Here is a 15,815-nt window from a genome sequence, read left to right as displayed (position 1 = left end):
ACGGCACGAACTTTCCCCTTTTCGAACAGCATGGGACGCGCGTGATGAAGGACAATCTGGTAACCATCTTCGGCGGCGGCGGCTTTCTCGGGCGCCAGGTCGCCCAGGCGCTGATGGCACGCGGCGCGCGCGTCCGCATCGCCCAGCGCGACCTCGCCAATTCGGTCAAGGTGAAGGCGCTCGGCAATCTGGGCCAGACCCAATTCGTCGCGGCCAATATCCGCAAGCCCGACACCGTCGCCCGCGCCCTCCACGGCAGCGACATCGTCATCAACCTGGTCGGCATATTGAGCGGCGATTTCGACGCCATCCAGCATGAGGGCGCCGCCAATGTCGCTCAAGCGGCGGCCGCTGCCGGCGTCACCGCGCTGGTCCATGTCTCGGCGATCGGCGCCGACGCCAACAGCCCCTCGGCCTATGGCCGGTCCAAGGCTGCGGGCGAAGCCGCCGTGCTGGCCGCCTTCCCGACCGCGACCATCGTGCGCCCGTCGATCATCTTCGGCCAGGAGGACCAGTTCCTCAACCGCTTCGCCGGCGTCGCCAGCAGCGGCCCGGTCGTGCCGGTGATCGGCGCCGCCACCAAATTCCAGCCCGTCTATGTCGGCGACGTCGCCGAGGCGATCGCCAATGCGGCGCAGCAGCCCGGCGCCTTTGGCGGCAAGACCTTCGAACTCGCCGGCCCGCAGGTCATGAGCATGAAGGAAATCAACGCCTGGGTCGCCAAGGCGATCGGCCGGGGCGACAAGCCGCTGGTCGAGGTGCCCGGTGCCTTCGCCTCACTGCTGGCGATGCTGCCCGGCGGCCCGATCACCCGCGACCAGCTCGCCATGCTGGGCCAGGACAATGTCGCCGCGCCCGGCGCGCCGGGCCTTGAGGCGCTGGGCGTCGCCCCCACGCCGATGGCCGCCGTCGCCGAACGCTGGATGGTCCCCTATCGCAAGCATGGCCGCTTCGCCGGCCGCGTGAAGGCCTGATCCATTCCCGCCATCGGCTCGACGGGCCGATGATCGGCCACGACCGGCCGTGGCCATGCCGCTTTGCCTTTTCGCTGCACTGCGGCATGGTGCATCCCTGACATATAGGCATTGCCCGGCCCTCTCCCTTCGCGGGGGGAGGGCTTGGCTTATGCGCCCCCTGCTTGAGGATCCGACATCCCCATGGACATGCATTATCTGACGGTCATCCTGCTCGGCATCGTGGAGGGATTGACAGAATTTCTCCCCGTGTCCTCGACCGGCCACCTCATCCTGGCGAGCGAGTTGCTCGGCTATGATGCGTCGGTCTGGGCGATGTTCAACGTCATGATCCAGCTCGGTGCGATCCTCGCCGTCGTCGTCCTCTACTGGCGCACCTTCTGGGCGGTGGCCATGGGCCTGCTCCGCCTCGACCCGGTCAGCATCCGCTTCGTGCGCAACCTGCTGGTCGCCTTCATCCCCGCCGTCGTCATCGGCCTTGCCCTGCACGATTATATCGACACGCTGCTCGGCTCGCCCCGCGTCGTCGCCGTCGCGCTGGTGGTCGGCGGCGTCGCCATCCTGGTGATCGAACGCCTGATCAGGGAACAGCGCTTCCACGGCATCGCCGACATTCCGCTGGTCCGCGTCATCGGCATCGGCTTCATCCAGTGCCTCGCCATGGTGCCGGGCGTCAGCCGCTCGGGCGCGACCATCATGGGCGCGCTGACCTTGGGCGTCGAACGCCGCACCGCCGCCGAATTCAGCTTCTTCCTCGCCATCCCGACCATGCTCGGCGCCTCGACGCTGGAACTGCTCAAGAAGGGCGACCAGCTCACCAGCGCCCAGGTCGGCTGGGACAGCATCGCGCTCGGCTTCGTCGTCTCCTTCATCGTCGCGCTGCTGGTGATCAAATGGTTCGTCGGCCTGGTGTCGCGCCACGGCTTCGCACCCTTTGCCTGGTATCGAATCATTGCCGGCATCGGCGCGCTGGTCTGGCTCAGCCTGAGATAAGGCCGATACGGACCTAATATTTGAAAGATAATTACAGCGCCGCGACAGTCTTTTCCCAAACCGCCAGATAATAGGTCAGCTTAGCTGTCTTAAATGCCAGAATCCGCGTGACTCCGCGGGTTTTCCTGCTATGCGCACTGCAAACAATCGTTGCAGGGAAATGCCATGGCTGAAAATCCGATGCTGAAGTTCGTGGGCAAGGAACAGGCCTATCCGGAAAAGCGCGGCGCTGATGCGCGCGCCGAGGACTTTCTGGAAATCAGCAAGTCCTTCATTCTGGACAAGGCCGAGGAGCAGGCGTCGCGCTGCTCGCAATGCGGCGTGCCCTATTGCTCGACCCACTGCCCGCTGCACAATCATATCCCCGACTGGCTGCGCCTGACCGCCGAAGGGCGCCTGCGCGAAGCCTATGAGCTGTCGAACCTGACCAGCACCATGCCGGAAATCTGCGGCCGCATCTGCCCGCAGGACCGTCTGTGCGAGGGCAATTGCGTGATCGAATTTTCCGGCCACGGATCGGTCACCATCGGCTCGGTGGAAAAGTTCATCACTGACACCGCCTGGAAGGAAGGCTGGGTCGAACCGCTGGTCCCCGGCGCCGCGCGCGGCCAGTCGGTCGGCGTCATCGGTGCCGGCCCCGCCGGCCTCACCACCGCCGAATATCTGCGCGTCGCGGGCTATGAAGTGCATGTCTATGACCGGCACGACCGCGCCGGCGGCCTGCTGACCTATGGCATCCCCGGCTTCAAGCTGGAAAAGGATGTCGTCATGCGCCGCGTCCAGCGCCTCAAGGATGGCGGCATCATCTTCCACGAAGGGTTCGAAGTCGGCCGCGACGCCAGCATGGAACAGCTGCGTGCCAAGCATGACGCGATCCTGATCGCCACCGGCGTCTACAAAGCCCGCGACATCAAGGCGCCGGGCGTCGGCGCACCGGGCGTGGTCAAGGCGCTCGACTATCTCACCGCCTCCAACAAGGCGGGCTTCGGCGATGCCGTACCCGGCCATGAGGATGGCACCCTGCTCGCCACCGGCAAGAATGTCGTCGTGATCGGCGGCGGCGACACCGCGATGGACTGCGTCCGCACCGCCATCCGCCAGGGTGCCAAGTCGGTAAAGTGCCTCTATCGCCGCGACCGCGACAATATGCCCGGCTCGCAGCGCGAAGTCGCCAATGCCGAGGAGGAAGGCGTCGAGTTCGTCTGGCTGACCGCCCCGATCGCCTTCGAGGGTACGGAGCATGTCACCGGCGTCAAGGTCACCAAGATGCGCCTGGGTTCGCCCGACGCATCGGGCCGCCGCGCGCCCGAGCCCGATCCGGGCAGCGAACATACGCTGGAAGCCGATCTGGTCATCAAGGCGCTGGGCTATGATCCCGAAGACCTGCCTCGCCTGTTCGGCGCCGACGACCTGTCGGTCACCCGCTGGGGCACGCTGCGCGTCGATCACAAGACGATGATGACCAGCATGGACGGCGTCTTCGCCGCCGGCGACATCGTGCGCGGCGCATCGCTGGTGGTCTGGGCCATCCGCGATGGCCGCGACGTGACCGACCATATGCACAAATATCTCAAGGCCAAGGCCGTCGCCGCTGCCAGCGAGAAGGTTGCCGCGTGATGCGCCTCGCCTTCCTGTCCCTGTTTCTGCTGGCGGCCCCGGTCGCCGTGCAGGCGCAGACGCCGGCGGCGCCTGTAGCCGCCGAGCAGCCGGTCGATCCGGCGCTGCTCGCCAAGGCGCAGCCGATCGCGGCCCTCATCCTGCCCGACGGCACGATGGAAAAGATGATGGGCCCGATGATGCAGAAGATGATGGGCCCGATGATGGACAGCATGACCAAGATGCCCATCCGCGAGTTCCTGAAGGTCGGCGGCATCGACCCCGAACGGGCCGAAGGTCTGGGCGAAGGCACGATGGAGGAAATGATGGCGATCCTCGATCCCAATTTCCGCAAGCGGATGGACGTGATCGTCAACACCATGATGCCCGCCATGGGCCGCTTCATGGGCCGTTACGAACCGGACATGCGCGCCGGCATGGCGGAGGCTTTTGCCTATCGCTACAATGCGAACGAGCTGGATCAGATCGCCGCCTTCCTGAAGACGCCGACCGGCGCCAAGTTCGGCGAGGGCTTCATGCAGCTGGCAACCGACCCCCATTATATCGGCCGCATGCAGAAGATCATGCCCGACATGATGAAGGCCATGCCGGAGATCATGCAATCCTCCCAGGCCGAACTCGCCAAGCTGCCCAAGCCGCGCACCTATAAAGACCTGACCAAGGCCGAACGCGACCGCCTCACCGCATTGCTCGGGGCGGACACGCAAAAGGCAAACTGACGATCGACGCCGGCACGCCGGCACCAACAGAATGAAGGCGGCCGTGCCCCAAGAAAGGGACGGCCAGATGCAAGGGTAAGTCATCATGACCGACACCAATTTCATGGCCAGCCCCGAAGAGCGCGCACGCATCGCTGCCGAGGGCATGTATCATCCCGAGATGGAGGGCGATGCCTGCGGCGTCGGCCTGGTCGCCGCGACCGACGGCCGGCCCAGCCGCCGCGTCGTCTCCTCCGCGATCGATGCGCTGAAAGCCGTGTGGCACCGCGGCGCGGTCGATGCCGATGGCAAGACCGGCGATGGCGCCGGCATCCATGTCGACCTGCCGGTCCGCTTCTTCGACGATGCGATCGCCGATTCGGGCCACAAGCCGCTGCCCAACCGCCTCGCCGTCGGCATGATCTTCCTGCCGCGCACCGACCTCAGCGCGCAGGAAACCTGCCGCACCATCGTCGAAGCCGAGATCATCGACGCGGGCTACACCATCTATGGCTGGCGCCAGGTGCCGGTCGACGTCTCCGTCATCGGCGAGAAGGCGCAGCGCACCCGTCCCGAGATCGAGCAGATCATGATCGCCGGCCCGATGCCCGAAGAGCGCGACGTCGGCGAGTTCGAGAAGGATCTCTACCTGATCCGCCGCCGCATCGAGAAGAAGGTGATCGAAGCGCAGATCAGCGATTTCTACGTCTGCTCGCTGTCGTGCCGCTCGATCATCTACAAGGGCCTGTTCCTCGCCGAATCGCTGTCGGTCTTCTATCCGGACCTGCAGGACGAACGGTTCGAGAGCCGTGTCGCCATCTTCCACCAGCGCTATTCGACCAACACCTTCCCGCAATGGTGGCTGGCCCAGCCGTTCCGCACCCTCGCCCATAATGGCGAGATCAACACGATCCGCGGCAACAAGAACTGGATGAAGAGCCACGAGATCAAGATGGCGTCGCTGGCCTTCGGCGAGCAGTCGGAGGACATCAAGCCGGTGATCCCGGCCGGTGCGTCGGATACCGCCGCACTGGACGCCGTGTTCGAGGCGATCTGCCGTTCGGGCCGCGATGCGCCCACGGCCAAGCTGATGCTGGTGCCCGAGGCATGGCAGGCGGAAAGCGCCGAACTGCCCAAGGCGCATGCCGACATGTATGAATATCTCGCCTCCGTGATGGAGCCGTGGGATGGCCCGGCCGCGCTCGCGATGACCGACGGCCGCTGGGTCGTGGCCGGTGTCGACCGCAACGCGTTGCGCCCGCTGCGCTACACGCTGACCGGCGACAATCTGCTGATCGTGGGTTCGGAAACCGGCATGGTCGTCGTGCCCGAAACCACCATCGTCCAGAAGGGCCGCATGGGTCCGGGCCAGATGATCGCGATCGATCTGCAGGAAGGCGAAGTCTATGACGACCGCGCGATCAAGGATCGCATCGCGGGTGAGCGCCCCTATGGCGACCTGATCAAGGACTTCCTCGACATCACCGACCTGCCCGACGTCCCCAGCGCCCTGCCGGCATGGGACAAGGCGGAACTGACCCGTCGCCAGGTCGCGGCCAACATGACGCTGGAGGATATGGAACTGATCCTCGCGCCGATGGTGGAGGATGCCAAGGAAGCGATCGGCTCGATGGGCGACGACACGCCGCTGGCGGTCATCTCCGACAAGCCGCGCACCATCAGCCATTTCTTCCGCCAGAATTTCAGCCAGGTCACCAACCCGCCGATCGACCCGTTGCGCGAACGGCATGTGATGAGCCTCAAGACGCGCTTCTCCAACCTCCACAACATCCTGGAGGAAGATGCGCAGAACAGCCATGTGCTGGTGCTGGAATCGCCGGTGCTCAACAGCGCCGAATGGGCGCGGCTCAAGGCTTATTTCGGCCCGGCCGTGGCCGAAATCGACTGCACCTTCCCCTCGACCGGCGGCCAGGAACAGCTGCGCGCGGCGATCGCCCGCATCCGTGAGGAGGCCGAGCAGGCGGTGCGCGAAGGACGCAGCGAACTGTTCCTGACCGACGAGCGTGCCGGGCAGGACCGGGTCGCGATCCAGGGCGTGCTGGCGGCCGCGGCCGTCCACACCCATCTCGTCCGCAAGGGCCTGCGCAGCTATGCGTCGATCAACGTGCGGTCGGCCGAAGCGCTCGACACCCATTATTTCGCGGTGCTGATCGGCGTGGGCGCAACCACGGTGAACGCCTATCTGGCCGAAGCCAGCATCGCCGATCGCCACGCCCGAGGCCTGTTCGGCGACCTGACCCTCGACCAGTGTTTCGAGCGTCAGCGCACCGCGATCAACGAGGGTCTGCTCAAGATCATGTCCAAGATGGGCATCGCGGTCGTCAGCTCCTATCGTGGCGGCTATAATTTCGAAGCGGTCGGCCTGTCGCGCGCCCTGGTCAACGATCTCTTCCCCGGCATGCCGGCGAAGATTTCGGGCGAAGGCTATGCCTCGCTCCACTATTCGGCGATGCTGCGCCACGACAAGGCCTATGACAGCGCGGTCGTCCGCCTGCCGATCGGCGGCTTCTATCGCCAGCGCAACGGCGGCGAGGCCCATGCCTATTCCGCCCAGCTGATGCACCTGCTGCAGACCGCCGTTGGCACCGACAGCTATTCGACCTATCTGCAATTCTCGCGCGGCGTGCGCGACCTGCCGCCGGTCTATCTGCGCGACCTGATGGAGTTCAACTTCGCCCGCGAGGCGGTGCCGATCGACGAGGTGGAAGCCACCACCGAGATCCGCAAGCGCTTCGTGACGCCGGGCATGTCGCTGGGCGCACTCAGCCCCGAAGCGCATGAGACGCTGGCGATCGCCATGAACCGCATCGGCGCCAAGGCGGTGTCGGGCGAGGGTGGCGAGGATGCCGCGCGCTTCAAGCCCTATGAGAATGGCGACAACGCCAATTCGGTGATCAAGCAGATCGCGTCGGGCCGCTTCGGCGTTCATGCCGAATATCTGGGCAGCGCCGAAGAAATCGAGATCAAGGTCGCACAGGGCGCCAAGCCCGGCGAGGGCGGCCAGCTGCCCGGCTTCAAGGTGACCGAGTTCATCGCCCGCCTGCGTCACTCGACGCCCGGCGTGACGCTGATCTCGCCGCCGCCGCACCATGACATCTACTCGATCGAGGATCTCGCGCAGCTCATCTATGACTGCAAGATGATCAACCCGCGCGCGCGCGTCTGCGTCAAGCTGGTCAGCCAGGCCGGCATCGGCACGGTCGCGGCCGGCGTTGCCAAGGCGCATGCCGACGTGATCCTGGTCGCCGGCCATGTCGGCGGCACCGGCGCCAGCCCGCAGACCTCGATCAAATATGCCGGCACCCCCTGGGAAATGGGCCTGTCGGAAGCCAATCAGGTGCTGACCCTCAACGGCCTGCGCCACCGCGTGAAGCTGCGCACCGATGGCGGCCTCAAGACCGGGCGCGACATCGTCATCGCCGCGATCCTGGGCGCCGAGGAGTTCGGCATCGGCACGCTGTCGCTGGTCGCCATGGGCTGCATCATGGTGCGCCAGTGCCACAGCAACACCTGCCCCGTGGGCGTCTGCGTGCAGGATGAGAAGCTGCGCCAGAAGTTCACCGGCACCCCGGAAAAGGTCATCAACCTGATGACCTTCATCGCCGAGGAAGTGCGCGAGATCCTGGCCCGTCTGGGCTTCCGCAGCCTGGACGAAGTGATCGGCCGCACCGAACTGTTGAAGCAGGTCAATCGCGGCGCCGAGCATCTCGACGATCTCGACCTCAACCCGATCCTGGCCAAGGTCGACGCCCCCGACGAGCATCGCCGCTTCAGCCTGCCGCAGTGGCGCAATGAAGTGCCCGACAGCCTCGACGCGCAGATGATGAAGGATGCCCGCGCCGTGTTCGAGCGCGGCGAGAAGATGCAGCTGACCTACACGGTGCGCAACACGCACCGCGCCGTCGGCACCCGCCTCTCCTCGGCCGTGACCGAAAAGTTCGGCATGTCGACGCTGGCGGACGGCCATCTGACCGTGCGCCTGCGCGGTTCGGCCGGCCAGTCGCTCGGCGCCTTCCTCTGCAAGGGCATCACCCTGGAAGTGTTCGGCGACGCTAACGACTATGTCGGCAAGGGGCTTTCGGGCGGCATCATCAAGGTGCGCACCACCGTCTCCTCGCCGCTCTCGTCGAAGGACAATACCATCCTTGGCAACACCGTCCTCTACGGCGCGACCAGCGGCAAGCTGTTCGCGGCGGGCCAGGCCGGCGAGCGCTTCGCTGTCCGCAATTCGGGCGCGAAGGTGGTGGTCGAAGGATGCGGCGCCAATGGCTGCGAATATATGACCGGCGGCACCGCCGTGATCCTGGGCAAGACCGGCGCCAATTTCGGCGCGGGCATGACCGGCGGCATGGCCTTCATCCTCGACGAGGATGGCAGCTTCCCGAGCCGCGCCAACCCGGAAAGCATCGTCTGGCAGCGTCTGGACAGTGCCCATTGGGAAGGCGAGCTCAAGGCGCTGATCGCTGAACATGCGGTCGCGACCGACAGCAAATGGTCGAACACCATCCTGGAGGATTGGGATCGCTGGCGCCGCTACATCTGGCAGGTCTGCCCGAAGGAAATGGTCAATCGCCTGACCCATCCGCTGAGCGACGCATCGACCCCGGTCGCTGCCGAATAATTACTGCGGCAAGCCCGCCTCTGCCGGTTCTGCGGGGACAGGCGGGGACGGCGCCGTCGTCGCCGCGACCGGCCTCAGCGCCGGTCCCGGTTCCGCCTCGCCCGCCGCGAATCGCTCGATCCGCGGCGGCAGGCGATCGACCCGCACCGTCGGCTGCGGCAGCGGCGGATACCCCAACGCCGCCGATTCGACCGGCTGTTCCTCTTCCGCCAGATAGTCGCGCACCGCCGGATCGCGCGATTCGCCGATCATGCCATCGGCATCCAGCCCCGCCATGTCGGCCTGCATCCGCCGTTCCTCCAGCGTCGGCCCGCATCCGGTGCAGGTCACGAACGCCGGTCCGCGCTCGGCCTCCGGCAAATTCGGCACCGTCGCCATGTCGCCGTTATCCAGTTCCGCCTCCAGCGCAGGCCGCACCGGCTTTTGCGGGCTGGTGACATAGGCGCCCAGGCCAAGCCCCATCACCGCGGCAACCACCAACGCGCCGCCCGATCCCACCCAGAAATGCAACGACATGGGGCCAGCCCCCTTTCGCAACCGACTTTCTGCCAAACAAAGATAACGTTGATGCCGATCACTGGTTGCATGACCCAAAAGCCTTTGCTAAGGGCCGCCTCCTACCAAGGCACCGGCCCCGCCGGTTTCCCTGTTGATGTGCGGTCGTGGCGGAATTGGTAGACGCGCAACGTTGAGGTCGTTGTGGCCGAAAGGCCGTGGAAGTTCGAGTCTTCTCGACCGCACCATCACTTTCCCGATAGCTGCAGATGATGATGACAGCCCCCTGCGGGCACGCCCCATCCTGCCTGCCCGGCCTTGGTTCTCCAGCCGAATTTTCCTATATCCCACGCGGGGCACCGCGATGATGTGGGACAGACGACCATGGACAAATCCGCCGAAGACCTGATCCCCGACACGGTGGAAGGCGTCTCCAGCTATGACGGCCCGGCCGGCGGCTGGGGCGCCCTGCGTGCAGTGGCCAAGACGGTCGCCGAACAGATGCGCGCCAGCCCCGACACCCGCGCCCTGCTCCAGATGAACCAGCCCGACGGCTTCGACTGCCCCGGCTGCGCCTGGCCCGACCCCAAGCACACCTCTTCGTTCGAATTCTGCGAGAATGGCGCCAAGGCCGTCACCTGGGAAGCGACGGTCAAGCGCGTCGATCCCGATTTCTTCGCCCGCCACAGCGTCAGCGAATTGTGGAACTGGACCGACCACAAGCTCGAAGATGCCGGCCGCCTGACCGAGCCGCTGCGCTATGATGCCGCGACCGACCATTTCGTGCCGATCAGCTGGGACGAAGCCTTTGCCCGCGCCGGCGCCGCGCTCCAGGCGCTCGACCATGCCGACCAGGCCGAATTCTACTGCTCGGGCCGCGCCTCGAACGAATCCGCCTTTCTCTACCAGCTGTTCGCCCGCGAATTCGGCACCAACAATTTCCCCGACTGCTCGAACATGTGTCATGAGGCTACCAGCACCGGCCTCCCCAAGTCGATCGGCATCGGCAAAGGCACGGTGACGCTGGAGGATTTCGACCATGCCGACGCGATCTTCTGCATCGGCCATAATCCGGGCACCAACCATCCCCGCATGCTGAGCACGCTCGCCACCGCCTCCAAGCGCGGCGTGCCGATCATCGTCGCCAACCCGATGCGCGAACGCGGGCTGGAACGCTTCAAGTCGCCTCAGCATCCCACCGAAATGCTCTCGCCCGGCGCCACCCCGCTCGCGTCCGCCTATCATCAGGTGCGGATCGGCGGCGACATGGCGATGCTCAAGGGCATGATGAAGGCGCTGCTGGCGATCGAGGCACAGCAGCCCGGCACGCTCGACCACGGCTTCATCGCCCAGCATACAGAGGGCTTCGACGCCCTGCGCGCCGATATCGAGGCGACCCAATGGCCGTGGATCGAGCGCCTGTCCGGCCTCACCCGCGAAGCGATCGAGAGCATGACCCATGTCTATGCCAGGGCCGACCGGGTCATCATCTGCTATGGCATGGGCATCACCCAGCATCGCCACGGCACGCAGAATGTGCAGGCGCTCGCCAACCTGCTGCTGCTGCGCGGCAATTTCGGCAAGCCCGGCGCCGGCATCTGCCCGTTGCGCGGCCATAGCAATGTGCAGGGCGACCGCACCGTCGGCATCACCGAACTGCCGACCGAAGCGATGCTGCAACGGCTCGACACCGCCTTTTCCATCCAGTCGCCGCGCAAGCATGGCCATAATGCGGTCGAGGCGTTGGCCGCCATGCACGCTGGCGAATCAAAAGCGCTGATATCGCTCGGCGGCAATCTCGCCGTCGCCATGCCCGATCCCGACGCCTGTTTCGCCGCCGTGCGCCGGCTCGACCTGTCGGTCAACATCCTCACCAAGTTCAACCGCACCTGCCTGCTGACCGCGCGCGAGACACTGATCCTGCCCTGCCTTGGCCGCACCGAACTGGATCTTCAGGCCGCCGGCCCGCAATGGGTGACGGTGGAGGACAGCATGTCGATGGTCCACGCCTCGCGCGGCAAATTGAAGCCCCCCTCGCCCCATGTGCGCTCCGAACCGGCGATCGTTGCGGGCCTGGCCAGGGCCGCCATGCCCGCCAGCCGCACCGACTGGGACGGCATGGTCGCCGATTATGACCGCATCCGCGACGGGATCGAGGCGGTCTATCCCGATTTCCGCGACTTCAACATCCGGGTGCGTGAACCGGGCGGTTTCCGCCTGACCGTCGGCCCCAGCGACCGGATCTGGAACACGCCCAGCGGCAAGGCGCAGTTCATCACCCACCCGGCCGCGCCGGACGAGGGCGCGCTGCCGCTGCTGCTCACCACCATCCGCAGCCATGACCAGTATAATACCACCATCTATAGCTATGATGACCGCTATCGCGGCATCCATGGCCGGCGCGACATCATCTTCGCGAACGAGATCGATCTGGCGGAGATGGGCCTGGCCCATGGCGACAAGGTCGATGTGACGACGCCGGCCGGGCGCGAATTACGCGGCTTCACCATCGTCATGCACGCCATCGCGCGCGGATCGCTCGCCGCCTATTATCCCGAGGCGAACAATCTCGTCCCGCTCGACGATTATGATCCGGCCAGCGGCACCCCCGCCTACAAGTCGATTCCCGTCATGGTGCGCGCCGCCCGATGAGCGACGCCGACCGGCCTGCCCGCTTCACCCGGATCACCCCGGACGGCGGCCGCGCACCCGTCACCCGCGCGGTCGCGGTCGAATGCCCTGTCGCGCTCGAATATAATGGCATCGGCTATGCCGTGCTGATGGCGACCCCGGCCGATCTCGACGATCTCGCCACCGGCTTCGCCTTGTCCGAACGGCTGATCGATAGTGCCGCCGACATCATCGACATCGACATCCATGAAGCGCCCCAGGGCCTGCTACTGCGCATCCGCCTGATCGCCGATCGCCATGACCGCATCCTCGCCCGCGTCCGCCACCGCGTCGCCGAATCCTCCTGTGGCCTGTGCGGCATAGAGAATCTGGAGCAGGCGCTGCGCCCGCTGCCGCGCGTCACCGCCGTCACCCAGGCCAGCGACGATGCCCTGTTCCGCGCCCTCGATGCGCTCGACGCACGCCAGCCGGGCAATCAGCGCACCGGCGCGCTCCACGCCGCCGCCCTCGCCGCGCCCGACGGCACGCTCCGCCTCGCGCGCGAGGATGTCGGCCGCCACAACGCCTTCGACAAGCTGATCGGCGCTATGGCCCGCGCCGGCCTTGGCTGGGATGGCGGCTTCGCCCTCCTCTCCTCGCGCTGTTCCTATGAACTGGTGGAAAAGGCCGCGCTCGCGGCCTGCCCGCTGCTCGTCACCCTTTCCGCCCCGACCAGCCTGGCGCTCGATCGTGCCGCCGAATCGGGCCTGCGCCTCATCACCCTCGCCCGGCGCGACGCCATGCTCGAACGGGCGGACGGACCGGCACAGCGCAATTTGGGCACGGCCAAGCAAAACTTGGTTGAGCCAGACACTCTATCTTATAAGTAGAGATTGCCTCAAACGGAGCGGACTGGTCCCCGCCCGGATGACGACATCGGCATCGGACCCGCGGCTTTTGATCGGGATGCAGCTTGCTCCGCGTCACCAACAGCTAAAGCGCACGATGCTCGGGCGACGACGCCAGCTTCGTGTTCCCCCCAACGAAACGGGGAATGAAACGATGTGCCATCCATCTGAAATCTAGGGCCTGACGCCCGCCACGCAGCGCGCTGCTTGTCAGCGCGCCTCCATCCGCCCGTCCTCCGCCGATGCGTCGTGCGGGAAAGGGGGATCGCATGCCCGTGGAAGCTCGCGGCCGACGCGCGTCGCCGCACCCAGCCTATTCCGTGTCGCTGCTCCAGGCGGCCGCCGCGCTCTACGGCCTGAACGCCGTGCACGACGATGCCCTGCGTCCGCAGCCCACAAGCAGAACAGACAAGAAATTCAGGGAGTAAGCCTCTTCATGTCCCAAGTCCTCGCGCCCAGCCGACCCCGGCACGGCCTGTCCCTCCGTCGCCTGCTGCTCACCGGCGTCGCCATCGGCCTGTTGCCGAGCGCCGCTCATGCTGCCGACGAACCCGCCGCCGCGGCACCTGCGCCCGCGCCCGAAGCCGCTGTCGATGAAGGCGATTATGGTGCCCCCATCCTGGTCACCGCCCGCCGCCGCGCCGAAAAGGCGCAGGACGTGCCGGTCGCCCTCTCGGTCGTCGGCGGCGATCTGGTCGAACAGCGCGGCGACTATACGCTCGCCGCCGTGCAGCAGGTCGCGCCCAGCCTCCAGCTGTTCAGCTTCAACCCCCGCAACACCAACATCAACATCCGCGGCCTCGGCTCCAACGTCGCGCTGACCAATGACGGCCTCGAAAATGGCGTCGGCGTCTATATCGACGATGTCTATTATGGCCGCGTCGGCGCCAGCCAGTTCGACCTGGTCGACCTCGAACGGATCGAGGTGCTGCGCGGGCCGCAGGGCACCTTGTTCGGCAAGAACACCACCGCCGGCGCGATCAACATCACCACCCGCCAGCCGAGCTTCGATTTCGGCGGCCAGGTGGAAGCGACGCTGGGCGACTATGGCTTCCATCAGCTGCGCGGCTCGGTCACCGGCGGCCTCACCGACTGGGCGGCGGTGCGCATCAGCATTGCCGACACCCATCGCGATGGTTTCCTGACCAATGTCCATAACGGCAAGAAAATTCACGATTACGACAATTTCACCGCGCGCGGCCAGCTGCTGCTGACCCAGGGTGAGGGCTTCAGCCTGCGCCTGATCGGTGACTATGCCAAGCAGACGCTCAATTGCTGCGTCCGCCTGCCCAGCACCGTCTTCACCACCTATGATGACGGCAACATCATCGCGAACAATTTCGCGATCCGCGCCGCCCGCGCCGGCTACACGCCGCTGGCCACCGATCCCTTCGCCCGCAAGGTCGATGTCGATGGCCAGTTCCAGGCGAACATGAATCAATGGGGCATTTCGGGCAAGGCCGACTGGGATGTCGGCCCGGTCACGCTCAGCTCCATCACCGCCTATCGCGCCTGGAACTGGTATCCGCGCAACGACAGCGACGCCACCTCGCTCTCGGTCAACACGCTCAACCATCAGGAAAATAACCAGCGCCAGTTCAGCCAGGAATTTCGCGTCGCCTCCAATGGCGACACCCGCCTCTCCTATGTGCTGGGCGCTTATTATTTCTGGCAGATCATCAACGGGTCGGGCGCCGCCGGCTATGGCGTAGACGCGCCGCTCTGGCTCTTCCCCAATGCCGATCCGGTGGTCAGCAATGCGGCTGTCAACGGCTTCGTCGCCCGCTCCAGCTCCAATCCGGAAACCAAGAGCGCCGCGCTGTTCGGCCAGGCCAGCTACGCCATCATCCCCGACAGCCTCTCGCTGACGCTCGGCCTGCGCTACACGCACGAGAAGAAGCAGGGCAGCTACAGCCAATGGTGGGCGGAGGGGAATGATCTTTCCAGCCTGACCGCGGCCCAGCGCACCGCAGCGATCGCACTGCGCAACAGCCTCAACCCCGTCACCAGCTACTCGACCGGCTTCACCGACAACAGCCTCTCGGGTCTGGCCACCCTGTCCTACAAGGTGACGCCGGACGTGCTGGTCTATGCCACCTATTCGCGCGGCAACAAGTCGGGCGGCCTCAACCTCACCAACATCCCGGCCGGGGTCAGCCCCGATGTCGGCGGCGAGAAGGTCGACAATTACGAAGCGGGCGTGAAGAGCCAGTTCTGGGGCGGCAAGGCAACGCTCAACGCCGCCGCCTTCTGGACCAATATCTTCGACTATCAGACCGCGATCACCGAACAGATTGTCGGCACCAACAGCACCCGCAATTACATCACCAACATCCCCGAGGCGCGCGCGCGCGGCTTCGAACTGGACGGTGCGCTGGCGCTCAGCCGCTATGTCAACCTCAACGCCTCGCTCGCTTATACCGACGCCTATTATGTCGACTTCAAGAACGGCCCCACCCCGGTCGAGGCACTGAACCCGACCACCGGCGGCTCGGCCGTGACCGACCTGAGCGGCAAGCCGCTGTCGGGCGTGCCCGAATGGTCGTGGAGCGCGGGCGGCGACTTCGCCATTCCGCTCGGCACCACCAAATGGGGCGACGCCCAATTTTACGGCCGCGCCGACTATAGCTGGCGTTCCTCCTACTACACCGCCGTGTCGGACAGCCGCTACTCGCTGGTGCCCAGCTACGGCGTCGCCAATGCGCGCATCGGCGTGCGGCTGGACGATGGCCTGATCGACATGTCGCTCTGGGCCAAGAACCTGTTCGACAAGGATTATGTCGACACGCTCTCGGTCGCGAACACCGGCCTCGTCACCGCCACCGTCGGCGATCCCCGCACCATCGGCGTCACCCTGCGCAGCAAATTCTGACCCCCA

At 65.8% G+C, this 15,815-nt stretch carries 10 protein-coding genes and 1 tRNA gene; 10 read left to right on the top strand and 1 reads right to left on the bottom strand.

Annotated features, from left to right (window positions below; genetic code table 11):
• Window positions 1–44: 44 nt before the first annotated feature.
• The 5 genes from DIZ22_RS19975 (at window position 45) to gltB (ending at window position 8,924) form a co-directional block, all read left to right on the top strand.
• A complete protein-coding gene (locus tag DIZ22_RS19975; protein WP_048936216.1) occupies window positions 45–974 on the top strand; it encodes a complex I NDUFA9 subunit family protein in 930 nt (309 codons plus the stop codon).
• Window positions 975–1,157: 183 nt separating this feature from the next.
• Complete coding sequence (locus tag DIZ22_RS19970; RefSeq protein WP_048936215.1) at window positions 1,158–1,967, top strand: undecaprenyl-diphosphate phosphatase; 810 nt, start codon at window positions 1,158–1,160, stop codon at window positions 1,965–1,967.
• A 165-nt stretch (window positions 1,968–2,132) separates the two neighbouring features.
• Window positions 2,133–3,584 (top strand): NAD(P)-dependent oxidoreductase, encoded by a 1,452-nt coding sequence (locus tag DIZ22_RS19965; protein WP_004209812.1) that lies wholly within the window; start codon window positions 2,133–2,135, stop codon window positions 3,582–3,584.
• Window positions 3,584–4,303 carry a DUF2059 domain-containing protein gene (locus DIZ22_RS19960; protein WP_048936214.1) on the top strand — a complete coding sequence of 240 codons (720 nt, stop codon included), beginning with the start codon at window positions 3,584–3,586 and terminating at the stop codon, window positions 4,301–4,303. Before DIZ22_RS19965 ends, DIZ22_RS19960 begins: the two co-directional genes overlap by 1 nt.
• Before the next feature lie 85 nt (window positions 4,304–4,388).
• The gene (gene gltB / locus DIZ22_RS19955) at window positions 4,389–8,924 is read left to right on the top strand and encodes a glutamate synthase large subunit (protein WP_048936213.1); all 4,536 of its coding nucleotides are present in this window, start codon (window positions 4,389–4,391) and stop codon (window positions 8,922–8,924) included.
• Here gltB and DIZ22_RS19950 read toward each other — a convergent pair whose 3' ends face one another.
• Window positions 8,925–9,440: a hypothetical protein gene (locus tag DIZ22_RS19950; RefSeq protein ID WP_048936212.1), complete on the bottom strand. Its 516-nt coding sequence runs from the start codon at window positions 9,438–9,440 to the stop codon at window positions 8,925–8,927. It lies immediately after the preceding gene.
• Window positions 9,441–9,580: 140 nt separating this feature from the next.
• Between DIZ22_RS19950 and DIZ22_RS19945 the strand changes: the two genes are divergently transcribed.
• The 5 genes from DIZ22_RS19945 (at window position 9,581) to DIZ22_RS19930 (ending at window position 15,809) form a co-directional block, all read left to right on the top strand.
• A tRNA-Leu gene (locus tag DIZ22_RS19945) sits at window positions 9,581–9,667 on the top strand.
• A gap of 136 nt (window positions 9,668–9,803) precedes the next feature.
• Entirely contained in the window at window positions 9,804–12,071 is a 2,268-nt protein-coding gene (locus tag DIZ22_RS19940; RefSeq protein WP_048936211.1) for an FdhF/YdeP family oxidoreductase, read from the top strand.
• A complete protein-coding gene (gene fdhD, locus DIZ22_RS19935; RefSeq protein ID WP_048936210.1) occupies window positions 12,068–12,919 on the top strand; it encodes a formate dehydrogenase accessory sulfurtransferase FdhD in 852 nt (283 codons plus the stop codon). The genes DIZ22_RS19940 and fdhD overlap by 4 nt, the downstream gene beginning before the upstream one ends.
• 287 nt (window positions 12,920–13,206) lie before the next feature.
• Window positions 13,207–13,365 (top strand): hypothetical protein, encoded by a 159-nt coding sequence (locus tag DIZ22_RS22015; RefSeq protein ID WP_164488919.1) that lies wholly within the window; start codon window positions 13,207–13,209, stop codon window positions 13,363–13,365.
• 8 nt (window positions 13,366–13,373) lie between these two features.
• The gene (locus DIZ22_RS19930; protein ID WP_048936209.1) at window positions 13,374–15,809 is read left to right on the top strand and encodes a TonB-dependent receptor; all 2,436 of its coding nucleotides are present in this window, start codon (window positions 13,374–13,376) and stop codon (window positions 15,807–15,809) included.
• The last annotated feature ends 6 nt before the right edge of the window (window positions 15,810–15,815 follow it).

Origin of the sequence: Sphingobium sp. LF-16 (assembly GCF_003711185.1) — a bacterium.
In the GTDB taxonomy this organism is placed as follows: domain Bacteria; phylum Pseudomonadota; class Alphaproteobacteria; order Sphingomonadales; family Sphingomonadaceae; genus Sphingobium; species Sphingobium yanoikuyae_A.
The sequence above is the reverse complement of the archived record's forward strand: the minus strand, read 5'-3'. Positions and strand labels throughout refer to the sequence as shown.

What these genes read in the sequence shown, in the direction of transcription:
- DIZ22_RS19975 (WP_048936216.1), top strand. Translation starts at nt 45, where the DNA reads ATGAAGGACAATCTGGTAACCATCTTCGGCGGCGGCGGCTTTCTCGGG.
- DIZ22_RS19970 (WP_048936215.1), top strand. Translation starts at nt 1,158, where the DNA reads ATGGACATGCATTATCTGACGGTCATCCTGCTCGGCATCGTGGAGGGA.
- DIZ22_RS19965 (WP_004209812.1), top strand. Translation starts at nt 2,133, where the DNA reads ATGGCTGAAAATCCGATGCTGAAGTTCGTGGGCAAGGAACAGGCCTAT.
- DIZ22_RS19960 (WP_048936214.1), top strand. Translation starts at nt 3,584, where the DNA reads ATGCGCCTCGCCTTCCTGTCCCTGTTTCTGCTGGCGGCCCCGGTCGCC.
- gltB (WP_048936213.1), top strand. Translation starts at nt 4,389, where the DNA reads ATGACCGACACCAATTTCATGGCCAGCCCCGAAGAGCGCGCACGCATC.
- DIZ22_RS19950 (WP_048936212.1), bottom strand. Translation starts at nt 9,440, where the DNA reads ATGTCGTTGCATTTCTGGGTGGGATCGGGCGGCGCGTTGGTGGTTGCC.
- DIZ22_RS19940 (WP_048936211.1), top strand. Translation starts at nt 9,804, where the DNA reads ATGGACAAATCCGCCGAAGACCTGATCCCCGACACGGTGGAAGGCGTC.
- fdhD (WP_048936210.1), top strand. Translation starts at nt 12,068, where the DNA reads ATGAGCGACGCCGACCGGCCTGCCCGCTTCACCCGGATCACCCCGGAC.
- DIZ22_RS22015 (WP_164488919.1), top strand. Translation starts at nt 13,207, where the DNA reads ATGCCCGTGGAAGCTCGCGGCCGACGCGCGTCGCCGCACCCAGCCTAT.
- DIZ22_RS19930 (WP_048936209.1), top strand. Translation starts at nt 13,374, where the DNA reads ATGTCCCAAGTCCTCGCGCCCAGCCGACCCCGGCACGGCCTGTCCCTC.